Source organism: Pseudomonas sp. LBUM1648 (assembly GCF_059716145.1).
On sequence record NZ_CP166808.1, the window covers coordinates 6,295,771 to 6,319,186 of the forward strand.

Here is a 23,416-nt window from a genome sequence, read left to right on the forward strand (position 1 = left end):
TGACCAAGGTGAAATAGGCCGCAATTGTGCCGCAAAAGCCGTGATCCAGACACTGCAGGCCGACCAGTGTTGCCCGACCTCGCGCGAGCGGCTTATGCTCCGTCAAATTTTTTCGACACTTAGCCGTTGGATGATACTCATGCCTCACGTTGCCTCTTACTACGCCGCCAGCAGCCTGCCGCAACCGGATCATCCGCTGCTGCAAGGTGAAGTGATTGCCGACGTGTGCGTGGTCGGCGGCGGGTTTTCGGGGCTGAACACCGCGCTGGAACTGGCCGAACGCGGCCTCAGCGTGGTGTTGCTGGAGGCGCACAAGATCGGTTGGGGCGCCAGCGGTCGCAATGGCGGACAACTGATTCGCGGGGTCGGCCATGGCCTCGATCAGTTCGCCAACGTCATCGGTGCCGACGGCGTGCGGCAGATGAAACTCATGGGCCTGGAAGCGGTGGAAATCGTCCGCCAGCGGGTCGAGCGGTTTCAGATTGCCTGCGATCTGACCTGGGGCTATTGCGACCTCGCCAACAAACCTGCCGACCTTGAAGGGTTTGCCGAAGATGCCGAGGAGCTGCGCGGCCTCGGTTATCGCTATGAAACCCGCTTGCTGCAAGCCAATGAAATGCACACCGTGGTCGGTTCCAAGCGCTATGTGGGCGGCTTGATCGACATGGGTTCCGGGCATCTGCATCCACTGAATCTGGCACTGGGTGAAGCGGCCGCAGCGCAGCAACTGGGAGTCAAACTGTTCGAGCATTCTGCAGTCACCCGCATCGACTACGGCCCCGAAGTGAAGGTCCATACAGCGCAGGGTTCGGTACGCGCCAAGACGCTGGTGCTGGGCTGCAACGCTTACCTCAATGATCTCAACCCGCAACTCAGCGGCAAGGTGCTGCCAGCGGGCAGTTACATCATCGCCACCGAGCCTTTGAGCGAAGAACAGGCGCACAACCTTTTGCCCCAGAACATGGCGGTCTGTGACCAGCGGGTAGCGCTGGACTACTACCGACTCTCGGCGGATCGGCGTTTGCTGTTCGGTGGCGCCTGCCATTATTCGGGGCGCGATCCAAAGGACATCGCCGCGTACATGCAACCGAAAATGCTCGAAGTCTTTCCGCAACTGGCCGGGGTGAAGATTGATTACCAGTGGGGCGGGATGATTGGCATCGGCGCCAATCGCCTTCCGCAGATTGGCCGGCTCAATGATCAGCCGAATGTGTATTACGCCCAGGCTTATTCCGGCCATGGCGTGAATGCCACGCATCTGGCGGGTCAGTTGCTCGCCGAGGCCATCAGTGGGCAGCAAAGCGGTGGCTTTGATCTGTTTGCCAAGGTGCCGCACATCACCTTCCCGGGCGGCAAACATCTGCGCTCGCCGTTGTTGGCGTTGGGGATGTTGTGGCATCGGCTTAAAGAGTTGGTCTGATGGATATGTGCCGCCTTCCATGATCGTTCCCACGCAGAGCGTGGGAACGATCAGTTGCAGTCAGATCCGCCAGAACGGTTTCAACCCCTCCTCCAGCGCTTGCTCACGCGTCAACCCGACATCCTTGAGCTGATCAGCCGTCAACCCCAACAACGCCTTGCGCGTGTGCAGACGATGCCAGATCAGGCCCCAGCGGCTCAGGCCGGATGGCGCGTTGCGCATGGCCGAATTCCACGCACTGTCCTCCTGCCCTGCCGCCAATTCCTGACTGTGTAACGTCAGCCGCACATCGCTCAAGCCGTTCATTTTTGTCGCTCCTGTTTACTTGGGTAGCCAGAGATTCCATGATGCGCGGGCTGGCAAAAGCATTACAGATTCAACCAATCTGTATTAACTCCATACAGATTTGCTGTTTCTGCTACTGAATTGTCGATTTACGCCGCATCTGTACTGGTTTTTCGAATCACCTGCATCGAGGCAGTGCCATGACGCTTTATGTGAACCTCGCCGAACTGCTCGGCACGCGCATCGAACAAGGCTTCTATCGTCCTGGTGACAGGCTGCCGTCGGTGCGCGCCTTGAGCGTAGAACATGGCGTCAGCCTCAGCACGGTGCAGCAGGCTTATCGCATGCTCGAGGACAGCGGCTTGGCCACGCCGAAACCCAAGTCGGGGTATTTCGTGCCGGTCGGTCGCGAACTGCCGGAGCTGCCCGCCATCGGGCGTCCGGCGCAGCGGCCGGTGGAAATTTCGCAGTGGGATCAGGTGCTGGAGCTGATTCGCGCGGTGCCCCGCAAGGATGTGGTGCAACTCGGTCGCGGCATGCCCGACGTCACCTCGCCGACCATGAAACCGCTGCTGCGCGGGCTGGCGCGCATCAGTCGCCGCCAGGACATGCCCGGTCTGTATTACGACAACATTCACGGCACCCTCGAACTGCGCGAACAGATCGCCCGGCTGATGCTCGATTCCGGCTGCCAGTTGAGCGCCGCCGACCTGGTCGTCACCACCGGCTGTCACGAAGCGCTGTCGACCAGCATCCACGCGATCTGCGAGCCGGGCGACATCGTCGCGGTGGATTCGCCGAGCTTTCACGGTGCCATGCAGACGCTCAAGGGGCTGGGCATGAAAGCCCTGGAAATCCCCACTGACCCGCTCACCGGCATCAGCCTCGAAGCGCTGGAACTGGCGCTGGAGCAATGGCCAATCAAGGTCATCCAGCTCACGCCCAACTGCAACAATCCACTCGGTTACATCATGCCGGAGGCCCGCAAACGCGCCCTGCTCAACCTGGCTCAGCGTTTCGACGTGGCGATCATCGAGGACGATGTGTATGGCGAACTGGCCTACACCTACCCGCGCCCACGCACGATCAAATCCTTCGACGAAGACGGCCGCGTGCTGCTGTGCAGTTCGTTTTCCAAGACCCTCGCGCCGGGGCTGCGCATTGGCTGGGTCGCACCGGGGCGTTATCTGGAACGGGTGCTGCACATGAAATACATCAGCACCGGCTCTACCGCGCCACAGCCGCAGATCGCCATTGCCGAATTTCTCAAGTCAGGTCATTTCGAACCTCATTTGCGACGGATGCGCACGCAATACCAGCGCAATCGCGACATGATGATCGACTGGGTCACGCGCTACTTCCCTGCTGGCACCCGCGCCAGTCGTCCACAGGGCAGTTTCATGCTGTGGGTTGAATTGCCGGAGGGTTTCGACACCCTGAAACTCAATCGTGCGCTGCACGATCAAGGCGTACAGATTGCCGTCGGCAGCATCTTTTCCGCCTCGGGCAAGTACCGCAATTGCCTGCGGATGAACTACGCTGCCAAACCGACACCGCTGATAGAAGAGGCGGTACGCAAGGTCGGCGCGGCAGCAATCAAACTGCTGGCCGAAGCCGACTGACCTTTTTCCAGTGACCAGCATCCAAATGCCACCCCCTGCCGCCAACCGGAACGATCCTACGTGAGCCTCAGACAGCCCCTACTCGCTTTGTTGATGCTCACCGCGCTTCTGAGCGGCTGCGCCAGTCTCAATGTGCCGCGCGAACCGAGTCAGGCATTGCCCGCCTCCGACTCAAGTTTCGGCCGCTCGATCCAGGCTCAGGCCACGCCGTATCAGGGCCGTTCCGGTTTTCGCCTATTGTCCAACAGCACCGAGGCGTTCACCGCCCGCGCCGAGCTGATCCGCAACGCGCAGAGCAGCCTCGACTTGCAGTACTACATCGTTCACGACGGCGTCAGCACGCGGATGCTGGTGGAGGAACTGCTCAAGGCTGCCGACCGTGGCGTGCGCGTGCGAATCCTGCTCGACGACACCACCAGCGACGGCCTCGACCAGATCATTGCCACGCTGGCAGCGCATCCGCAGATCCAGATTCGCCTGTTCAATCCGCTGCATCTGGGGCGCAGCACGGGCGTGACCCGGGCGGCCGGTCGCCTGTTAAACCTGTCGCTGCAACACCGGCGAATGCACAACAAGCTGTGGCTGGCGGACAACAGCGTGGCCATCGTCGGTGGGCGCAATCTGGGCGACGAGTATTTCGATGCCGAACCGAATTTGAATTTCACCGATATCGACATGCTCAGCGTGGGGCCGGTGGCCGAACAACTCGGGCACAGCTTCGACCAGTACTGGAACAGTGCCCTGAGCAAACCCATCGAAGAATTCCTCTCCAGCAAACCCTCGGCCAGGGATTTGCAGAACACCCGCACGCGCCTGGAGGAATCACTGGAAGAAACCCGCAAGCAGAATCATGCGCTGTATCAGCAGTTGATGACCTTCAAAACCGAACCGCGCATGGACATCTGGCGCAAAGAGCTGATCTGGGCCTGGAGTCAGGCGCTGTGGGATGCACCGAGCAAGGTGCTGGCCAAGGGTGAACCTGATCCGCAGTTGCTGCTGACCACACAACTGGCGCCGGAACTCACGGGCGTCAGCAAAGAGCTGATCATGATCTCGGCCTATTTCGTGCCGGGCCAGCCGGGGCTGGTGTACCTGACCGGACGTGCCGATGCCGGTGTGTCGGTGAAACTGCTGACCAATTCACTGGAAGCCACCGATGTGCCAGCCGTGCACGGCGGTTATGCGCCTTATCGCAAGGCATTGCTGGAACACGGTGTGAAACTGTTCGAACTGCGCCGCCAGCCCGGTGATGGTGGTGGTAGCGGCCCGCATATTTTTTACGGCAAGTCGTTTCGCGGGTCGGATTCCAGCCTGCACAGCAAGGCGATGATCTTTGATCGGCAGAAGTCGTTTATCGGCTCATTCAACTTCGACCCGCGCTCAGTGCTGTGGAACACCGAAGTCGGCGTGCTGGTGGACAGCCCTGAACTGGCCACGCACGTGCGCGAACTGGCCCTGCAAGGCATGGCGCCGGCGCTGAGTTACGAGGCGAAGCTTGAGAATGGGCAGATCGTCTGGGTAACCGAGGACAATGGCCAACTGCACACGCTGGCCAAAGAACCGGGGAGTTGGTGGCGACGCTTCAATGCGTGGTTCAGCACTACCGTGGGCCTGGAGCGGATGTTGTAGCCCCGGCGAGAGCTATTCAGGCAGGCTCGGCCTCTGTGCCGAACGCACCTTGACGCGACAGCAGAATCACCAGCCCGAATGCCCCGGCCGCCATCAGCCACGGCAGCGCATGCCCGCTGATCCACTGACTGCCCGCCCCCGCCGCCAAAGGCCCGACCAGACAACCCACACCCCACAACTGCGCAATATGTGCATTGGCTCGCACCAGCGCATCGTCGCGATATCGCTCACCGATGAGGATCAGTGACAAGGTAAACAAGCCACCGGCACTGGCACCGAACAGCACCCACAACGGCCAGATCAGCAAAGTATCGAGCAGCACGGGAATCGCCAGACTCGACAGCATCAACACCACCGCGCACCCGGTGAACAAAGTGCGCCGCGACAGATAATCGGCCAGTGCGCCAATCGGTAATTGCAGCAACGCATCACCTACCACCACGGTGCTGACCATCGCCAGGGCGATCTCTGCAGTAAAACCCTGTTGCAGGCAATACACCGGAAGCAGCGTCAGGATCATCGCCTCGAACGCGGCAAACAACGACACCGCCCAGGCAATCGCCGGCAGCTCGCGTGCAAAATTCCACAGGTCGCGGAAGGTCACACTGCTCGCTTCACTGCTTGGCGCACCGCTGCGTCCCAGCAAGAGCAAGGGCGAAACCAGCAACAAACCGACGCCCACCCAGAAACCATAGTCATGCTCGGTGCCGAGCGCACCCAACAGCAGCGGGCCCGACAGTTGGCTCAACGCATAACTGCTGCCATACAACGCCACCAGTCGGCCGCGCCACTGCTCGACCACCAGTTGATTGATCCAGCTCTCGCCGAGGATGAAGACGATGGTCAGGATCACACCGATCATCAGCCGTAGCACCAGCCAGATCGGATAGCTCGGCAACAACGCCAGCAGCCCGATCGACAGCGCGCCGGCCCACAAGCACAGGCGCATCAGGTTCGCCGTGCCGAAACGCGCAGCCAGATGACTGGAAATCTTCGCGCCCAACAGCACACCAATCGCCGGCATCGCCGCCATCACGCCAATGGCGAAGGACCCGTAACCCCAACCCTCCAGACGCAACGACACCAACGGCATGCTGACCCCCAGGGCCAGGCCGACACTCAAGACAGACGCCAACACGGCGAAATACGTCGCCCACCGCATGTTCCACGCTCCTGTGGATAATTCTTTTGAGGACCAAACAAATGTGGGAGCGAGCCTATGTGGCGAGGGGATTTATCCCCGATGGGTCACGCAGCGGCCCCAAAACCTGAACTCGCGGCGTATCAGCTACACCGCATTTACTGGTTTTGCGACTGCTTCGCAGCCGATCGGGGATAAATCCCCTCACCACAAAGGCTCGCTCCCACAGGGGGTCTGCTTCGTCTGGAAGGCCTGCTCGTGACAGGCCTTCGTTAACGACTTACAGCTTGATCCACGTCGCCTTCAGCTCGGTGTATTTGTCGAACGCGTGCAGCGACTTGTCGCGACCGTTACCCGACTGCTTGAAGCCGCCGAAGGGTGCAGTCATGTCACCGCCATCGTACTGATTGACCCACACGCTGCCGGCGCGCAGTGCCTTGGCAGTCAGATGCGCCTTGGAAATGTCCTGCGTCCACACTGCTGCCGCCAGACCGTAAGGCGTGTCGTTGGCGATCTGGATCGCCTCTTCGGCGGTATCGAAAGCGATAACCGACAGCACCGGGCCGAAGATCTCTTCCTGAGCGATCTTCATCGCGTTGCTCACGCCGTCGAAAATCGTTGGCTCAACGTAAGTGCCGCCGGTTTCCTGAAGAATGCGCTTGCCCCCAGCGACCAGTTTGGCGCCATCGGTATGCCCGGATTCGATGTACGACAGCACGGTGTTCATCTGCTGGGTATCGACCAGCGCACCGACGTTGGTTGCCGGATCGAGCGGATTGCCCGGTTTCCAGGATTTCAGCGCCTCGATGACCATCGGCAGGAATTTGTCCTTGATCGAACGCTCGACCAGCAGACGCGAACCGGCGGTGCACACTTCGCCCTGATTGAAGGCAATGGCGCTGGCAGCGGATTCGGCGGCGGCTTGCAGATCCGGCGCATCGGCAAAGACGATGTTCGGGCTCTTGCCACCGGCCTCCAGCCACACGCGTTTCATGTTCGATTCGCCGGAGTAGATCATCAGTTGCTTGGCAATCTTGGTCGAACCGGTGAACACCAGGGTATCGACATCGTTGTGCAGGGCCAACGCCTTGCCGACGGTGTGGCCGTAGCCCGGCAGCACGTTGAGCACGCCTTTCGGGATACCGGCTTCAACGGCCAGTGCCGCGATACGGATGGCGGTCAGCGGGGATTTTTCCGACGGTTTGAGGATGACCGAGTTACCGGTCGACAGCGCCGGGCCGAGTTTCCAGCAAGCCATCATCAGCGGGAAGTTCCACGGCACGATGGCGCCAACCACGCCCACTGGCTCGCGAGTCACCAGACCCAGTTGATCGTGCGGGGTGGCCGCGACTTCATCGTAAATCTTGTCGATTGCCTCACCGCTCCAGCTCAGCGCTTGTGCCGCGCCCGGAACGTCGATGTACAGCGAATCGCTGATCGGCTTGCCCATGTCGAGGGTTTCGAGCAGGGCCAGTTCTTCGGCGTGCTGCTTGAGCAGGCTGGCGAAGCGAATCATGGTGGCTTTGCGTTTGGTCGGCGCCAGGCGCGACCAGACGCCGGAATTGAAGGTGGCGCGGGCGTTTTCCACGGCGCGCTGGGCGTCGGCGGCATCACAGCTGGCAATCTTGCCCAGCAGACGGCCATCGACCGGGCTGATGCACTCGAAGGTCTCACCGGAGACGGCGTCGGTGTATTCGCCATTGAGGTAGGCGCGGCCTTCGATCTTCAAATCGCGGGCGCGTTGTTCCCAGTCGGCACGAGTCAGGGTGGTCATTTAAGTGTCCTCCTCTTGTTGAATACGAGCGCCGCGCGATCGTCGCCAGCGTCCTCAGGAATTCTGCCTGGCCAGCCTGCTTTTCGGCCCAAGACACCCGCCACCCTAAACCAGCGGCCGGGGTTGTTTCAATATATTTGACATAAGCGCGCTATACGGCCTTGCGGTGTTCAATTTAATAAACATAGACTTTGGCCCTTTCCAGCCATCGCGCCGTCATTACGGGAGAAAACAACAATGAACATCCAGAACGTCGTCGACATCAGCCTGACCACCAGCGAAGCCGAGCGCTATCGCCCGGACCCGACCAAAGTGCTCAAGGGGGATCCCGAGCAAGCGGTGTTCAACCAATACGACAGCCCCTGTGGGCAGATGAACGTCGGCGTGTGGGAAGGTGCGGTGGGCCAGTGGACGGTGAATTACACCGAGCATGAATATTGCGAAATTCTGCAGGGTGTTTCGGTGCTGCGTGACAGCGATGGCAATGCCAAGACATTGCGTGTGGGTGACCGTTTCGTTATTCCGGCTGGGTTCCGCGGCACCTGGGAGGTGCTGGAGGCGTGCCGAAAGATTTATGTGATCTTTGAGAAAAAATAACTATATACCGCACGGGTTGGCGAAACTGATCAGAGAATCGAGTGGCCCGAATAAGGGCACCCAACTTACGCATAAGGAAATGCGACATGCCCAATGAAGAAGTACTGCAACAAATTCACCACTTGATCGGTACCCGCTACGTACCGAGCGTAGAGGCCTACATCACAGAACTGACGGGCCGTACGCATGTCCGTAGCGGACCGGTTGGCACCACTGATCATCGGCCCGAACGACTAAACATCGACCAGGATCTGACAGGCAACATCGTGTCGTTCCACTTTGGCTGAGAGCGACTCAAACCGGAGGCATGAGGGATAAATCCCAACTGGTTTCCAGGCAACAAAAAAGGCCCGTATCGTAAGATACGGGCCTTTTTTGTAAGTCGGGAAAAATCAATTACTTGATTTTGCCTTCCTTGTACATCACGTGCTTGCGAACAACCGGATCATATTTCTTGATCTCGATTTTGTCCGGGGTAGTACGCTTGTTCTTGTCGGTAGTGTAGAAGTGACCAGTACCGGCGCTCGAGATCAAACGAATCAATTCACGCATGATTAGCTCCCTTAAATCTTGCCATCGCGGCGAAGTTCGGCGAGCACGACAGTGATGCCACGCTTGTCGATGATACGCATGCCTTTGGCAGATACGCGCAGACGCACAAAACGTTTCTCTTCTTCAACCCAGAAGCGGTGATGCTGCAGGTTCGGCAGGAAACGACGACGGGTTTTGTTGTTTGCGTGGGAAATGTTATTCCCAGTCACCGGACCCTTACCGGTAACTTGACATACTCTCGACATGCCTCAGCCCTCTAAAACCACATGCCCAACCCGGCATGGGTTGGCCGCTTAATCTCTCAGTCATTTGGCGCCAGGCGCCGCGTTTCTTTAGAGGTCTTACCGGCTACACCTACAGTGAAGGAACCGGGCCCCTAGAAAAGAGCGCTGCTTTATACCAGAAAGACCGGGGTACAACAACATTCGGTGTGCAATCAATCAATAAAAGCACGCAAATTCTGCCTGCAAGGGCTTTGGATAAAGGCCGGCACCGGTTTTTACCGCTCGTCGCAGAAAACCGCTGATACACGCGATTCGCCCTCGTCGTCTCGCCACCAGCCACACATAACTGCCTACGGCCGCCCCCAAAAATGCAAAAAGGGGATAGTCATTTGCAATCGCGCCCTCTAGGGTAGGACTTTTCCAGACTGCACTTGCAGATGGGCCTTCGATCTGTAAAAGGAAACCGACCATGCGCCTCGCTGCCCTACCCCTGTTGCTCGCCCCGCTCCTGCTGAGCCCCCTGGCCCAGGCCGCCGCGCTGAGCGTCTGCACCGAGGCCAGCCCGGAAGGGTTCGACGTGGTGCAATACAACTCGCTGACCACCACCAATGCCTCGGCCGACGTGCTGATGAATCGCCTGGTGGACTTCGACACCGCCAGTGGCAAGGTAGTCCCGAGCCTGGCCGACAGCTGGGAAGTCAGCACTGACGGCCTGACTTATATCTTCAAACTGCACCCGCAGGTGAAGTTTCACACCACCGATTACTTCAAGCCGAGCCGCGAGCTGACCGCAGAAGACGTCAAATTCAGTTTTGACCGCATGCTCGACCCAGCCAATCCTTGGCACAAAGTCGCCCAGAGCGGCTTCCCGCACGCGCAGTCAATGCAATTGCCGGCACTGATCAAGAAGATCGATGCCCTGGACCCGCTGACCGTGCGCTTCACCCTTGATCACCCGGACTCGACCTTCCTCGCCACCCTGAGCATGGGTTTCGCCTCGGTCTATTCCGCTGAATACGCCGACAAGCTGCTCAAGGCCAACGCGACAGAGAAGCTCAACAGCCAGCCGATCGGCACCGGCCCGTTCGTCTTCACCCGTTTTCAGAAAGACGCCGCGATTCGCTATAAAGCCAACCCGGATTACTTCGGCGGCAAGCCGTCTGTTGACCCGCTGATCTTCGCTATTACCCCGGACGCCAACGTGCGCCTGCAAAAGTTGCGGCGTAACGAATGCCAGATCGCCCTGTCGCCAAAACCCCTGGACGTACAGGCAGCGCTGAAAGAACCGACGCTGAAAGTCGAAAAGACTGACGCATTCATGACCGCATTCGTTGGCATCAACAGCCAGCATCCGCCATTGGACAAGCCAGAAGTGCGGCAGGCCATCAACCTGGCTTTCGACAAGACCAACTACATCAAAGCCGTGTTCGAAGACACTGCCGAAGCGGCCAACGGGGTTTATCCACCGAACACCTGGGGCTACGCGAAGAACCTCGCGGGCTACCCTCACGACGTGGCGAAAGCCAAGGCACTGCTGGCCAAGGCCGGTTTGAAGGACGGCTTCCAGACCACCATCTGGACGCGTCCGTCCGGCAGCCTGCTCAACCCGAACCCGAGCCTCGGCGCACAGATGTTGCAGTCTGATCTCGCCGAAATCGGCATTCAGGCGGAGATCCGCGTGATCGAGTGGGGCGAGCTGATCCGCCGCGCCAAGGCGGGCGAGCATGACTTGCTGTTCATGGGCTGGGCCGGCGACAACGGCGACCCGGACAACTTCCTCACACCGCAGTTTTCCTGCGCGGCGGTCAAGTCCGGCACCAACTTCGCCCGCTATTGCAACGCCGACCTGGACAAGCTGATCAGCGCTGGCAAGACCACCAGCGAGCAAGGGGTGCGCACCAAGCTCTATGAGCAGGCGCAGGCGCAGATTCAGCAGCAGGCGCTTTGGCTGCCGCTGGCGCATCCGACCGCGTACGCACTGACCCGCAAGGATGTGCAGGGCTATTCGGTGAGCCCGTTCGGCCGGCAGGACTATTCGAAGGTCAGCCTCAAATAACCGCAACAACACAAAACCTGTGGGAGCTGGCTTGCCAGCGATGACGGCGGCACATTCAGCACAACTGCGGCCTGTCAGCCCGCTATCGCTGGCAAGCCAGCTCCCACAGGGAGTAGCGTTTTCCTGAGATTTACATCCAGCCGTATTCCGCCATCGACAGTGGCTCGCCATCACCAACGATGAAGTGATCCAGCACCCGCACATCAATCAGTTCGAGCGCCTTCTGCAATCGCTTGGTCAGGAGTCGATCCGCCTGGCTGGGATCGGTATTGCCCGACGGGTGGTTGTGGCACAGGATCACGGCCGCTGCGTTGTTTGCCAGGGCACGCTTTACGACTTCCCGGGGATGCACGCTGGTGTTATCGATCGACCCGCGAAACAGCGCCTCGAACACCAAAACCTGATGTTTGGAATCGAGAAACAGGCAGCCAAACACCTCGTGCGGCTCGTGGCGCAGCATGGATTTCAGATAATCGCGAACCGCTTGCGGACTCTCCAGCGCCGGTTTTTTACGCATGCGCTCGGCCAAGTGCCGACGGCTCATCTCCAGCACCGCCTGCAACTGGGCAAACTTTGCCGGCCCCAGTCCCAATTGCTTGCTGAACGCCACTAGATCGGCCTCCAGTAGCGCGCGCAGGCTGCCGAACTGATTCAACAGGTGTCGCGCCAGATCCACCGCGCTTTTTCCAGTGACCCCGGTTCGTAAAAAGATCGCCAACAACTCAGCGTCGGAGAGAGCCCCCGAACCCTGTTCAAGCAGCTTCTCCCGCGGCCTTTCCGCCTCCGGCCAATCGCGAATACTCATACACATTCCTTGTCTGTGGGCGCCGCTGTTCCGTAGCGGTCGCTGTGATATCGTAGCCCATCTTTTTTGCGGTCGATTTATCCCTGGGGAGGGGGCATCGCACCGCAGTCATCAACGAATTGAAAGGCAGACCTATGCAGCGGCTGTATCGGAAACGCATCGTTCTGGGCGTCGGCGGCGGCATCGCGGCCTACAAGAGCGCTGATCTGGTTCGTCGCCTGATCGACCAGGGTGCCGAAGTGCGCGTGGTCATGACCCACGGCGGCGCCGAGTTCATTACCCCGCTGACCATGCAGGCCCTGTCAGGCCACCCGGTTCACCTGGATTTGCTCGACCCGGCCGCCGAAGCGGCGATGGGCCACATCGAGCTGGCCAAATGGGCCGATCTGGTACTGATCGCCCCGGCCACCGCCGACCTGCTCGCCCGTCTGGCGCAGGGTATCGCCAACGATTTGCTGACCACGCTGGTGCTGGCCACCGACGCCGTAGTGGCAGTCGCTCCGGCGATGAACCAGGCAATGTGGCGCGACCCGGCGACCCAGGCCAACCTGCAACTCCTTGAAAGCCGTGGCCTGAAGACTTTCGGCCCGGCCTCCGGCAGCCAGGCCTGCGGCGACGTCGGCATGGGCCGCATGATGGAAGCCACCGATCTGGCGCAGTGCGCGGCGGACTGCTTCCAGCGTCAGGCATTGACCGGCAAACACGTGGTGATCACCGCCGGCCCGACCCAGGAAAACATCGACCCGGTGCGCTACATCACCAACCATAGCTCCGGAAAAATGGGCTTTGCCCTGGCCGAAGCGGCGGTTGAGGCCGGTGCCCGCGTGACCCTGATCAGCGGCCCGGTGCACCTGCCGACCCCGGATCGCGTCACGCGCATCGACGTGGTCAGTGCCCGCGACATGCTCGCGGCGTGCGAAGCCGCAATCCCTTGCGACGTGTTCATATCCTCGGCAGCGGTCGCGGATTACCGCCCGGAAGTCATCGCCCCGCAAAAACTCAAGAAAGATCCTACGAGCGGCGACGGTTTCGTCCTGCAAATGGTGCGTAACCCGGACATCCTGGCCACCATTGCGACCCGTCCCGACCGTCCGTTCAGTGTCGGCTTCGCCGCCGAGACCGAACACCTGCTCGACTACGCTGCTCGCAAGCTGAAGGACAAGAATCTCGATTTGATCGTCGCCAACGACGTCGCCAACCCGAGCATCGGTTTCAACAGCGAAGAAAACGCCTGCAGCGTGATTGACCGTGAGCTGCACGCCACGGTTTTCGCCCAGACCAGCAAGAGCAAGATCGCTCGCCAACTGGTCACTTTTATCGCCGAACGTCTGAACCAGGTTTAATTTACATGCACGCTTTGCAAGCCAAGATCCTCGACCCACGCATCGGTACCGAATTTCCGCTGCCGCAATACGCCACCCCAGGCTCCGCCGGCCTCGACCTGCGCGCCATGCTGGAACAGGACATCGTGATCAAACCGGGTGAAACCGTGCTGATCCCTACCGGTCTGTCGGTTTACATCGGCGACCCGAACCTCGCCGCCCTGATCCTGCCGCGCTCAGGCATGGGCCACAAACACGGCATCGTGCTGGGCAACCTCGTTGGCCTGATCGACTCCGATTATCAAGGCCCGCTGATGGTGTCCTGCTGGAACCGCGGCCAGACCGACTTCACCATGACCGTCGGCGAGCGCTTGGCGCAACTGGTGCTGGTGCCAGTGGTACAGGCGCACTTCGAAATGGTTGAAGAATTTGTCGAAACCGAACGCGGCACGGGCGGTTTCGGGCATACCGGCACCAAATAAGCCGATACCCCTGTAGGAGCAGCTTCTACAGGGGAAATTTGTGCGGATTCATCTGAAAGATTTACCGCCGCAAATCAAGGTTTTGCCAGGCCAAAGCCACGCCAGCCGAGGCGTCATGGCCCTTTCATACCACGAACTCTCTGTGGAAAACGCCGTCATACCCTTCAGTTTGAGCCTGCCGTCGAGTGAATCGTCGGTGTGACCCACCACTTTCGAGATGGAGCATTTCCGCAGATGAGCACCCCAGCCAAGATTGCCCCGAAGCTGCCCGACAGCATCTTTCGCGCCTATGACATTCGCGGCACCGTGCCGGAATTCCTCAATGCTGAAACCGCTTACTGGATCGGCCGCGCCATCGGCTCGCAGAGCCTGGCCCAAGGCGAGCCTAACGTTTCCGTCGGCCGCGACGGCCGTTTGTCCGGCCCGGAGCTGGTCGCAGAACTGATCCGCGGTATTGCCGAGAGCGGTTGCCACGTCAGCGATGTCGGTCTGGTGCCAACGCCTGCGTTGTACTACGCCGCCAACGTACTGGCCGGCAAGTCAGGCGTGATGCTCACCGGCAGCCACAACCCGTCGAACTACAACGGCTTCAAGATCGTGATCGCCGGCGACACCCTCGCCAACGAACAGATCCAGGTTCTGCACGAGCGCATCAAGACCAACAATCTGAGCAGCGGCCAAGGCAGCGTGACTCAGGTCGAAATTCTCGATCGCTATAACACCGAAATCGTCCAGGACATCAAACTGGCCCGCCGCCTGAAAGTCGTGGTCGACTGCGGCAACGGCGCGGCCGGCGTGATTGCTCCGCAACTGATCGAAGCGCTGAACTGCGAAGTCATCCCGCTGTTCTGCGAAGTTGACGGCAATTTCCCGAATCACCACCCGGATCCGGGAAAACCGGAAAACCTCGTCGACCTGATCGCCAAGGTCAAGGAAACCAACGCCGACCTCGGCCTGGCTTTTGACGGCGACGGTGACCGCGTCGGCGTAGTGACCAACACCGGCAGCATCGTCTATCCAGATCGCCTGCTGATGCTGTTCGCCCGCGACGTGGTGGCGCGCAACCCGGACGCGGAAATCATCTTCGACGTCAAATGCACCCGTCGCCTGGTACCGCTGATCAAGGAATACGGTGGCCGGCCGCTAATGTGGAAGACTGGTCATTCGTTGATCAAAAAGAAGATGAAACAATCCGGCGCGCTGTTGGCCGGTGAAATGAGCGGGCACATCTTCTTCAAGGAACGCTGGTTCGGTTTCGACGACGGCATCTACAGCGCCGCCCGGCTGCTGGAGATCCTCAGCAAGGAAAAATCCACGGCAGAAGAGTTGTTTGCGACCTTCCCGAACGATATTTCTACGCCGGAAATCAATATCCATGTGACCGAAGAGAGCAAATTCAGCATCATTGATGCACTGCACGACGCACAGTGGGGCGCAGGCGCTGACCTGACCACCATCGACGGCGTGCGAGTCGATTACGCCAAAGGCTGGGGCCTGGTGCGCGCGTCCAACACCACTCCGGTGCTGGTGCTGCGCTTCGAGGCCGATGACGAGGCTGAATTGCAGCGCATCAAGGATGTGTTCCACGCCCAATTGAAACGCGTTGCACCTGATCTCCAACTACCGTTCTGATCCACCCGGAGCCCTGAATGACCCTCGAACGCGAAGCCGCCGCCCATACCGCCCAGGTCCTGTCCGAAGCGTTGCCTTACATCCGACGTTATGTCGGCAAGACCCTGGTGATCAAATACGGCGGCAACGCGATGGAAAGCGAGGAGCTGAAAACCGGCTTCGCCCGCGACATCGTGTTGATGAAAGCCGTAGGCATCAACCCGGTCGTGGTTCATGGTGGTGGCCCGCAGATCGGTGATCTGCTCAAGCGCCTGTCGATCGAAAGCCACTTCGTCGACGGCATGCGCGTCACTGACGCCGCGACCATGGACGTGGTTGAAATGGTTCTCGGCGGTCAGGTCAACAAAAGCATCGTCAACCTGATCAACCGTCACGGCGGCAGCGCCATCGGCCTGACCGGTAAAGACGCCGGGCTGATTCGTGCGAAGAAGCTCACCGTCACCCGCCAGACCCCGGAGATGACTCAACCGGAAATCATCGACATCGGTCAGGTAGGCGAAGTGGTCGGGATCAACACCGAGCTGCTGAACCTGCTGGTCAAAGGCAATTTCATCCCGGTGATCGCGCCGATCGGCGTGGGTGAAAATGGCGAGTCGTACAACATCAACGCGGATCTGGTGGCCGGTAAAGTCGCTGAAGCGCTGAAAGCCGAAAAGCTGATGCTGCTGACCAACATCGCTGGCCTGATGGACAAATCGGGCACGGTGTTGACTGGTCTAAGCACCCAACAGGTCGACGACCTGATCGCCGACGGCACGATCTACGGCGGTATGTTGCCGAAGATCCGCTGCGCACTGGAAGCGGTTCAGGGCGGCGTAGGTAGCTCGCTGATCATCGACGGCCGCGTGCCGAACGCGATCCTGCTGGAAATCTTCACCGACACCGGTGTGGGCACGCTGATCAGCAATCGCAAGCGCCACTCATAGCTGAAACACAACAGATCGCAGACTGCGTCAGCCCCTTCAACACAGTACGAAAGTGCTGTAGGAACTGACGAAGCCTGCGATTTTTTTATGCGCGCAAGAAGTGTCCGACAAGAACCAGCGAAACGTCCGACATCTCTAAAGAACAAATCTCCCTAGGATCTTCCCCTCATCCACCGGAGATTTACCCATGCAAAAAGACCACGTTGCTTACGGCAGTGATGTTTCCCCCGGCACCTACGAGTGCGTGGATTGCGGCCACCAGTATTCCAATCAGGCCAAAACCTCGATGCCACCCTGCCCGCAATTTCGCAAGACCGCGCATGTTCTGAACGGCTGGAAGATCCTGACCGGACAAGGTGACGCGCCTAATGATCCCTATCCACAGAAAACCGATAAACCTTCCGGTATCAAGAGCGCCGAGGTCATTACGCCCTCGCACAAAAAATAACCTCGGAGCGCCTGAGCCATGCAGATATCGTTCACCATCGACGCCGACGCTTTCGAGCAGGAGCAAAAGGAACCGGTCAAAAAGACCCTGCGCATCGGCGACGCGGAAATCGCCCACGCCCTCCAGCGCATTGCCAAGGCCAGCCTGACCGAATACCTGAAAATGCTGGTCGAGGGCGGCATGCCCAGCCGGGCTGACGAGGCCAAACAGGATCGCCTGCTCTATCTGATTCAAAGCTACTTCGGGCAGACCTTGCCGACCGAATCGCAGATATCGACGATTTTTCAGTTGACCCAGAGCCAGAGCAAAACCCTGCTGAAAAACACTGTCTCGCGCTTTCGCAATCAGCTCGACGACATCCTGAAGCACAGCATGCGCGCGGTCGTCGAGTCTGCGGAACACGCAAAAGATGTCTATCTGGTGGTCATCAGTTCAGATGTGATCCGCGATGAACTGAATATGCTGATCACGCAAAACGAGCCGACATTCAAGCCCATCACCAAACGCAAAGGCAGCGCCGGACAGTTTGAGATCAGCGAGGATTCCCACGAGTTGCTGTGCGCAACGCTGGGGCTCAATGCCGTTCAGTGACATCGTCGCGGTCAGCGGCTTACTGCTGACTCTGACAACTTTCCTATTCAATCTCGCTTGGCCCAAGCTCAATGAAGCCTTGGCTCTGGATGAACATCAACAAGGCCTTCAGGCGAGAAAACGCAGCAGGGGAAAGGTCGTGGGGATTCTCTTGAGCTGTGCGTTGCCGCTGACAGGCGCCTTTACAGCGCTGTTTTACGTCAACCTACCAGCCGCCGTGCGCATTATTAGTAGCAGCACGCTGGATCTGTGGGATTTTGATGTTGATCGCACGCTGTATGTGATGGTGGTCACGGCGCTACTGGCATTTGCGCTGATTAATGCAGGATTGACGCTGAAATTGCTCAAAAAATGGCGAAACCTGCGTTGAACGCAAAAAAAAACCCCGCTCAGCCTAACTGAATGGGGTCTTTTTTTAACCTGCGATCCCTACACGGGCATTGCGTTAAACGCCGAACTGGGCGCGGTACGCTTCGACGGCCGGCAAATGCTGCTTGAGCTGCGGATCATCAGCGAGGAACTCCAGCACCTGATTCAGCGAAACGATGCTGATCACCGGAATGCCGAAATCGCGTTCCACTTCCTGGATCGCCGACAATTCACCATTGCCGCGCTCCTGGCGGTTCAGGGCGATCAGCACGCCGGCAGCCTTGGCGCCGTCCTGGGAAGCGATGATCTGCATCACTTCGCGGATCGCGGTGCCGGCGGTGATCACGTCGTCGATGATCAGCACTTCACCGGTCAGCGGTGCGCCGACCAGGCTGCCGCCTTCGCCGTGGGCCTTGGCTTCCTTGCGGTTGAAGCACCATGGCAGGTCACGGTCGTGATGCTCGGCCAGCGCAACGGCAGTGGTCGCCGCCAGCGGGATGCCTTTGTAGGCTGGGCCAAAGAGCACGTCGAAGGCAATGCCGCTTTCGACAATGGCCGCCGCGTAGAAACGACCCAGTTGCGCCAGGGCGGAACCCGAGTTGAACAGGCCGGCATTGAAGAAGTAAGGACTGGTGCGCCCGGACTTCAGGGTGAACTCACCGAAGCGCAAAACGCCGCGATCGATGGCAAAACGAATGAAATCGCGCTGATACGCTTGCATGAAAAAAACCCCAAATACCACGGATTTAGCTAATTAGCTTGACGCCGTGTATCATACACGCACGCGATTTTTGGGGCCATTTATGCGGATCATCAGTGTGAACGTCAATGGTATTCAGGCTGCAGTCGAGCGTGGTTTGCTCAGTTGGCTGCAAGCACAGAATGCCGACGTCATCTGCCTGCAGGACACCCGTGCCTCCGCCTTTGAACTGGATGACCCAGCCTTCCAACTGGATGGCTACTTCCTTTATGCCTGCGATGCTGAAGTCCCTGCCCAAGGTGGCGTGGCTTTGTATTCGCGGTTGCAACCGAAGGCTGTCATCAGCGGTCTCGGTTTCGAGACGGCCGACCGCTACGGGCGCTACCTGCAAGCAGATTTCGACAAAGTCAGTATTGCCACCTTGCTGCTTCCTTCTGGGATGAACGGCGATGAGGACTTGAATCAGAAGTTCAAGCTCATGGACGACTTCGGCAAGTACCTGGACAAACAGCGACGCAAACGTCGCGAGTACATTTATTGTGGCTCGCTGTACGTGGCGCAGCAGAAGCTCGACATCAAAAACTGGCGCGACAGCCAGCAATCCCCGGGCTTCCTGGCGCCAGAGCGCGCCTGGATGGACGAGATTGTCGGCAACATGGGCTACGTCGATGCCCTGCGCGAAGTCAGCCGCGAAGGCGACCAGTACAGCTGGTGGCCGGACAACGAGCAGGCCGAGATGCTCAATCTGGGCTGGCGCTTTGACTACCAGATCCTGACGCCGGGCCTGCGGCGCTTCGTGCGCAGCGCACGCCTGCCACGTCAGCCACGGTTCTCGCAGCACGCACCGCTGATCGTCGACTACGACTGGACGCTGACCATCTAAGCGTCGATTCGCAGACACAAAAAAATGCCCGTATCGAAAGATACGGGCATTTTTTATGCGTCAGACCACGGTGAAAGCGGCTTGACGCTTAATGCTCAAACAGCGGCGAAAAACGGCAGGGCCAGGTACAGCTTGATCACGATGACATTAATGATGTCGATGAAGAACGCCCCCACCATCGGCACCACGAGAAACGCAATCTGCGAAGGCCCGAAGCGTTGCGTCACTGCCTGCATGTTGGCAATGGCCGTAGGCGTCGCACCCAGCCCAAAACCGCAGTGCCCTGCCGCCAATACCGCCGCATCGTAGTTGCTGCCCATCATTCGGAACGTCACGAAAATCGCAAACAGCGCCATGACCAAGGCCTGCGTAGCCAGAATGATGAAGATCGGCAATGCCAGAGCGGCCAGATCCCACAATTTCAGAGACATCAAGGCAATCGCCAGAAACAGCGACAAGCTGACATTGCCCAGTACCGAGACTTCACGTTCGAACACCTGATACAGGCCCAGCGCCGACAGCCCATTACGTAGCACCACACCCACGAACAAAACGCAGACAAACGTCGGCAATTCGAAAGCGGTTCCTTGCAACAGGCCATTGAGAACATTGCCGGCCAATAGACTGACGGCGATCAGCGCCAGTGTCTCGATAAACGAAAAGGGGGTAATCGAGCGCTCTTTGTTCGGCTGCTCGAAACCCTTTGGCAAGCGTGGCGTTTCTTGAGGCTGGCAACCCGGCACTTGCACGCGCTTGATAAGCAGCCGGGCCACCGGCCCACCAATCAAGCCACCCAGGACCAGGCCGAATGTCGCCGAGGCAATCGCAAGCTCGGAGGCCGATGCCAGACCGTACTTCTCGCTGAACACAGCTCCCCACGCAGCACCCGTACCGTGGCCACCCGACAAGGTAATCGAGCCCGTCAGCAGCCCCATCAACGGATCCAGTCCCAGCATTGTCGCAAGACCGATGCCCATGGCGTTCTGAACGACCAGAAGCCCGGTAACCGCCAGTAGAAAGATGCCGACTACGCGACCACCCTTCTTCAGGCTGGCAAAGTCTGCGCTCAAACCGATTGTGGCGAAGAATGCCAACATCAAAGGTGTTTGTAGTGACGTATCGAATCTGATTTCTATATCAAACGTTCGCAACATCAATAAACCCAGCGCAACCACCAAGCCACCGGCGACGGGTTCAGGAATATTGTAATTACGTAGAAAACCGACTCGTGCAACAAGCCCGCGACCCAGTAAAAGCACCAGAGAGGCGGCCACGAGCGTTCCATAAAAATCGAGCTGAATCATTGGGATTATTCTTGGCTATATATTCACCAGGCGTACTTTTTACCCGCGCACGCCTATTGAATCGGCTGATTGTCTCAACACTGATTGATTTGGAATTCAAAGACCTTCGATGGCTTGAATATATCGAGATGTTTCTGAAGCAACGTTGCGCGGAGTAACCTTAACAATCGCCAAGTCTTATTGCCAAGGACTCAGATCGCTCTAAAGCATTGCAGTTGTGACTAGAAGTGTAAGAGCTGAATATATATAAAAATATCGCCTACCGATTGTCGCGCGTAGAACCAGTCCTACACGAAAGAGTAATTAGTAGGGTTGCAAGAACACAAATGCCCTGACAAGTCAGGGCATTTGTATTAAAACTTTACGGGTCACGGAGGCTTCGTATTGATCGTTATTTGATCAGTCGCCAGGTGAACGGATATCGATAAGGGAATCCCTCATTGGCTTTCACCCCCGCGATGATCGTCAAGACCAGCGCACCGATGGCCAGCAGGCCCAACAGGAAGAAGCCGATAATCAGCAACATCAGCAAAAGGCAGATGGCCGAGGCAATCGCCACGGTGATCTGAAAATTCAGCGCTTCTTTACCCTGCGCATCGATGAACGGATCCGTCTCACGCTTCATCTGCCACAGAATCAGCGGCCCTATCAGGTTGCCAAACGGAATCCAGATCCCCAACAAGGCGGACAAGTGACAAAACATCGCCCATTGGCGAACCTGTTGGCTCGGTTTGGGTAGCAGCTCTTGCTCGTCACTCATCGCGTCCTCCTTGCGGGTTTGAACCTGCTCAGTCGGCCAGTGCAGCCTTCTGCAGTTCGAAGATTTCGTTCATGCCTTTCTTGGCCAGTTCCAGCATGGCGTTCAGGTCTTCAGGCTGGAACGGCGCGCCTTCAGCAGTACCCTGCACTTCGATGAAGCCACCGGAGCTGGTCATCACCACGTTGAGATCCGTCTCGGCGGCGGAATCTTCAAGATAGTCCAGATCCAGTACTGGCTCGCCCTGATACATGCCAACCGATACGGCGCCGATCATTTGCTTGAGCGGGTCGCCGCCTTTCAGGCCGCCACGCTTCTTGATCACTTTCAGCGCATCGACCAAGGCAACCATGGCGCCAGTGATCGAGGCAGTGCGGGTGCCACCGTCGGCCTGGATCACATCGCAATCGACGTAAAGGGTCACGTCCCCCAGCTTGGACATGTCCAGAGCAGCACGCAGAGAGCGGCCGATCAGGCGCTGGATTTCCAGGGTGCGGCCGCCCTGCTTGCCACGGCTCGCTTCACGCTGGTTACGCTCGCCGGTGGCGCGCGGCAGCATGCCGTATTCAGCGGTCAACCAGCCTTGGCCCTGCCCCTTGAGGAAGCGCGGCACGCCGTTTTCGACGCTGACGGTGCAGATGACTTTGGTATCACCGAATTCGACCAGTACCGATCCTTCGGCGTGCTTGGTGTAGTTGCGGGTAATGCGGATCGAGCGGAGCTGATCGGCAGCGCGACCACTTGGACGTTTCATAGGAGATACCTGTACTGGGGACGGAAAACTGCGGAGCATTATAGAGCGCTGCACCGCCACTGGGCACTCGTTAAAAAAACAGGCCGACGACCGAAAGCCCTGAAACACGCATTACCGACGGGCTGCAGCCCTTTGTCACACCGTGTGTTTGGGCGCCTTCGCCGCACTGCGCTACAATCCTGCGCCTTTGCTGCCAGTCGGCTTAAATTCATTCATATCGCGCCTGCGGGACACATGTTCTGCGCCGATCTGCATTGCGAGGTCACCGCCATGGTGCACAGCATGACCGCCTTCGCCCGCGTCGAAAAAGCCGGCGCCCAAGGCACCCTGAGCTGGGAACTGCGCTCGGTCAACAGCCGCTATCTGGAGCCGCATCTGCGCCTGCCGGAGTCTTTTCGCGAGCTCGAGGGCGCCGTACGTGAAGCGCTGCGTCAGGGCCTGTCGCGGGGCAAACTGGAATGCACCCTGCGGTTCACCGAAGAAAGCACCGGCAAGCCGCTGCAAGTCGATCGTGAGCGCGCCGCACAATTGGTCGCCGCCGCAGAGACCGTTGCCGGCCTGATCAAGAACCCTGCCGCCCTCAACCCTCTCGAAGTGCTGGCTTGGCCCGGGGTTCTGGTCGCTGACGCAAGTGACCCGCAAGCCTTGAATGCCGAAGCCTTGGCTCTGTTCAATCAAGGGCTGAAAGAACTCAAGGCCGGTCGCGAGCGTGAAGGCGCAGAACTGGCGCGACTGATCAACGATCGCCTGACTTCCATCGAAGAAGACGTTGTGACCCTGCGTGAACTGGTTCCGCAGATGCTCGCCACACAGCGCCAGAAGGTTCTCGACCGCTTCGCCGACATGAAGGCCGAGCTGGATCCGCAGCGCCTTGAACAGGAAATGGTCATGCTCGCGCAAAAAAGCGATGTGGCCGAAGAACTGGATCGCCTGAGCACCCACATCATTGAAGTTCGCCGGGTGCTCAAGTCCGGTGGTGCGGCCGGACGTCGCCTGGACTTCCTGATGCAGGAACTCAACCGCGAAGCCAACACACTGGGCTCCAAGGCCTTTGACCCGCGCAGTACCCAAGCCGCCGTCAACCTCAAGGTGTTGATCGAGCAGATGCGCGAACAAGTGCAGAATATTGAGTAAGGCTACCCC

The 23,416-nt window shown here is 58.9% G+C and carries 24 protein-coding genes and 1 pseudogene; 15 read left to right on the forward strand and 10 right to left on the reverse strand.

The window, feature by feature from the left end; all coding sequences use genetic code 11:
- Nucleotides 1-130: 130 nt before the first annotated feature.
- Nucleotides 131-1,420 carry an NAD(P)/FAD-dependent oxidoreductase gene (locus tag ACA043_RS28675; RefSeq protein WP_187680378.1) on the forward strand — a complete coding sequence of 430 codons (1,290 nt, stop codon included), beginning with the start codon at nucleotides 131-133 and terminating at the stop codon, nucleotides 1,418-1,420.
- Between the two features lie 60 nt (nucleotides 1,421-1,480).
- Here ACA043_RS28675 and ACA043_RS28680 read toward each other — a convergent pair whose 3' ends face one another.
- Entirely contained in the window at nucleotides 1,481-1,726 is a 246-nt protein-coding gene (locus tag ACA043_RS28680; RefSeq protein ID WP_187680358.1) for a DUF1127 domain-containing protein, read from the reverse strand.
- 179 nt (nucleotides 1,727-1,905) lie between these two features.
- Between ACA043_RS28680 and ACA043_RS28685 the strand changes: the two genes are divergently transcribed.
- Complete coding sequence (locus tag ACA043_RS28685) at nucleotides 1,906-3,327, forward strand: aminotransferase-like domain-containing protein (RefSeq protein ID WP_187680357.1); 1,422 nt, start codon at nucleotides 1,906-1,908, stop codon at nucleotides 3,325-3,327.
- A 60-nt stretch (nucleotides 3,328-3,387) separates the two neighbouring features.
- Entirely contained in the window at nucleotides 3,388-4,956 is a 1,569-nt protein-coding gene (locus ACA043_RS28690) for a phospholipase D family protein (RefSeq protein WP_401271971.1), read from the forward strand.
- Between the two features lie 16 nt (nucleotides 4,957-4,972).
- Here the strand turns inward: ACA043_RS28690 and ACA043_RS28695 are convergent, their stop codons facing one another.
- Together ACA043_RS28695 and ACA043_RS28700 are read right to left on the reverse strand one after the other, a co-directional pair.
- Nucleotides 4,973-6,118: an MFS transporter gene (locus ACA043_RS28695; RefSeq protein WP_497658319.1), complete on the reverse strand. Its 1,146-nt coding sequence runs from the start codon at nucleotides 6,116-6,118 to the stop codon at nucleotides 4,973-4,975.
- 259 nt (nucleotides 6,119-6,377) lie between these two features.
- On the reverse strand, nucleotides 6,378-7,871 hold the full coding sequence (locus ACA043_RS28700; RefSeq protein WP_187680354.1) for an aldehyde dehydrogenase: 1,494 nt from the start codon (nucleotides 7,869-7,871) through the stop codon (nucleotides 6,378-6,380).
- Between the two features lie 237 nt (nucleotides 7,872-8,108).
- Here ACA043_RS28700 and ACA043_RS28705 point away from each other — a divergent pair, with 237 nt between their 5' ends.
- Together ACA043_RS28705 and ACA043_RS28710 are read left to right on the forward strand one after the other, a co-directional pair.
- The gene (locus ACA043_RS28705; protein ID WP_401271973.1) at nucleotides 8,109-8,468 is read left to right on the forward strand and encodes a cupin domain-containing protein; all 360 of its coding nucleotides are present in this window, start codon (nucleotides 8,109-8,111) and stop codon (nucleotides 8,466-8,468) included.
- Nucleotides 8,469-8,554: 86 nt separating this feature from the next.
- Nucleotides 8,555-8,755, forward strand: a complete 201-nt coding sequence (locus tag ACA043_RS28710) for a hypothetical protein (protein ID WP_401271974.1) — start codon at nucleotides 8,555-8,557, stop codon at nucleotides 8,753-8,755.
- A 109-nt stretch (nucleotides 8,756-8,864) separates the two neighbouring features.
- On the opposite strand, the gene rpmG is transcribed toward ACA043_RS28710, so the two are convergent.
- Both rpmG and rpmB read right to left on the reverse strand, forming a co-directional pair.
- Nucleotides 8,865-9,020 (reverse strand): 50S ribosomal protein L33, encoded by a 156-nt coding sequence (gene rpmG, locus ACA043_RS28715; protein WP_016772554.1) that lies wholly within the window; start codon nucleotides 9,018-9,020, stop codon nucleotides 8,865-8,867.
- 11 nt (nucleotides 9,021-9,031) lie between these two features.
- Nucleotides 9,032-9,265 (reverse strand): 50S ribosomal protein L28, encoded by a 234-nt coding sequence (gene rpmB / locus ACA043_RS28720; RefSeq protein ID WP_007920377.1) that lies wholly within the window; start codon nucleotides 9,263-9,265, stop codon nucleotides 9,032-9,034.
- A 448-nt stretch (nucleotides 9,266-9,713) separates the two neighbouring features.
- Here rpmB and ACA043_RS28725 point away from each other — a divergent pair, with 448 nt between their 5' ends.
- Complete coding sequence (locus ACA043_RS28725; RefSeq protein WP_187680351.1) at nucleotides 9,714-11,300, forward strand: ABC transporter substrate-binding protein; 1,587 nt, start codon at nucleotides 9,714-9,716, stop codon at nucleotides 11,298-11,300.
- A 130-nt stretch (nucleotides 11,301-11,430) separates the two neighbouring features.
- Here the strand turns inward: ACA043_RS28725 and radC are convergent, their stop codons facing one another.
- On the reverse strand, nucleotides 11,431-12,105 hold the full coding sequence (gene radC, locus ACA043_RS28730) for a RadC family protein (protein WP_489881440.1): 675 nt from the start codon (nucleotides 12,103-12,105) through the stop codon (nucleotides 11,431-11,433).
- Between the two features lie 134 nt (nucleotides 12,106-12,239).
- Here radC and coaBC point away from each other — a divergent pair, with 134 nt between their 5' ends.
- From coaBC to ACA043_RS28765, 7 genes and pseudogenes are all read left to right on the forward strand, one after another.
- Nucleotides 12,240-13,448 (forward strand): bifunctional phosphopantothenoylcysteine decarboxylase/phosphopantothenate--cysteine ligase CoaBC, encoded by a 1,209-nt coding sequence (gene coaBC, locus ACA043_RS28735; protein ID WP_187680377.1) that lies wholly within the window; start codon nucleotides 12,240-12,242, stop codon nucleotides 13,446-13,448.
- A 5-nt stretch (nucleotides 13,449-13,453) separates the two neighbouring features.
- Entirely contained in the window at nucleotides 13,454-13,909 is a 456-nt protein-coding gene (gene dut / locus ACA043_RS28740; RefSeq protein WP_016985816.1) for a dUTP diphosphatase, read from the forward strand.
- 228 nt (nucleotides 13,910-14,137) lie between these two features.
- Nucleotides 14,138-15,541 (forward strand): annotated as a pseudogene (locus ACA043_RS28745) (phosphomannomutase/phosphoglucomutase); the annotation flags it as partial.
- A gap of 17 nt (nucleotides 15,542-15,558) precedes the next feature.
- The gene (gene argB, locus ACA043_RS28750) at nucleotides 15,559-16,467 is read left to right on the forward strand and encodes an acetylglutamate kinase (protein WP_187680348.1); all 909 of its coding nucleotides are present in this window, start codon (nucleotides 15,559-15,561) and stop codon (nucleotides 16,465-16,467) included.
- Between the two features lie 187 nt (nucleotides 16,468-16,654).
- Nucleotides 16,655-16,915 (forward strand): hypothetical protein, encoded by a 261-nt coding sequence (locus ACA043_RS28755; protein WP_187680347.1) that lies wholly within the window; start codon nucleotides 16,655-16,657, stop codon nucleotides 16,913-16,915.
- A gap of 18 nt (nucleotides 16,916-16,933) precedes the next feature.
- Nucleotides 16,934-17,506 carry a hypothetical protein gene (locus ACA043_RS28760; RefSeq protein ID WP_187680346.1) on the forward strand — a complete coding sequence of 191 codons (573 nt, stop codon included), beginning with the start codon at nucleotides 16,934-16,936 and terminating at the stop codon, nucleotides 17,504-17,506.
- On the forward strand, nucleotides 17,493-17,876 hold the full coding sequence (locus ACA043_RS28765) for a hypothetical protein (RefSeq protein WP_497658320.1): 384 nt from the start codon (nucleotides 17,493-17,495) through the stop codon (nucleotides 17,874-17,876). The genes ACA043_RS28760 and ACA043_RS28765 overlap by 14 nt, the downstream gene beginning before the upstream one ends.
- Nucleotides 17,877-17,951: 75 nt before the next feature.
- Here ACA043_RS28765 and pyrE read toward each other — a convergent pair whose 3' ends face one another.
- Nucleotides 17,952-18,596: an orotate phosphoribosyltransferase gene (gene pyrE, locus ACA043_RS28770; RefSeq protein ID WP_187680344.1), complete on the reverse strand. Its 645-nt coding sequence runs from the start codon at nucleotides 18,594-18,596 to the stop codon at nucleotides 17,952-17,954.
- Between the two features lie 82 nt (nucleotides 18,597-18,678).
- On the opposite strand from pyrE, the gene crc reads away from it, so the two are divergent.
- The gene (gene crc / locus ACA043_RS28775; RefSeq protein ID WP_007920349.1) at nucleotides 18,679-19,458 is read left to right on the forward strand and encodes a catabolite repression control protein Crc; all 780 of its coding nucleotides are present in this window, start codon (nucleotides 18,679-18,681) and stop codon (nucleotides 19,456-19,458) included.
- 95 nt (nucleotides 19,459-19,553) lie between these two features.
- Here the strand turns inward: crc and gltS are convergent, their stop codons facing one another.
- The 3 genes from gltS to rph all read right to left on the reverse strand — a co-directional run bounded on the left by gltS (nucleotide 19,554) and on the right by rph (nucleotide 22,273).
- Complete coding sequence (gltS, locus tag ACA043_RS28780; RefSeq protein ID WP_489881438.1) at nucleotides 19,554-20,762, reverse strand: sodium/glutamate symporter; 1,209 nt, start codon at nucleotides 20,760-20,762, stop codon at nucleotides 19,554-19,556.
- 391 nt (nucleotides 20,763-21,153) lie between these two features.
- Nucleotides 21,154-21,522, reverse strand: a complete 369-nt coding sequence (locus tag ACA043_RS28785; protein ID WP_401272182.1) for a DUF4870 domain-containing protein — start codon at nucleotides 21,520-21,522, stop codon at nucleotides 21,154-21,156.
- Nucleotides 21,523-21,550: 28 nt separating this feature from the next.
- Complete coding sequence (gene rph, locus ACA043_RS28790; protein WP_095187917.1) at nucleotides 21,551-22,273, reverse strand: ribonuclease PH; 723 nt, start codon at nucleotides 22,271-22,273, stop codon at nucleotides 21,551-21,553.
- 270 nt (nucleotides 22,274-22,543) lie between these two features.
- On the opposite strand from rph, the gene ACA043_RS28795 reads away from it, so the two are divergent.
- Nucleotides 22,544-23,407 carry a YicC/YloC family endoribonuclease gene (locus ACA043_RS28795; RefSeq protein WP_187680376.1) on the forward strand — a complete coding sequence of 288 codons (864 nt, stop codon included), beginning with the start codon at nucleotides 22,544-22,546 and terminating at the stop codon, nucleotides 23,405-23,407.
- Nucleotides 23,408-23,416: the final 9 nt, after the last annotated feature.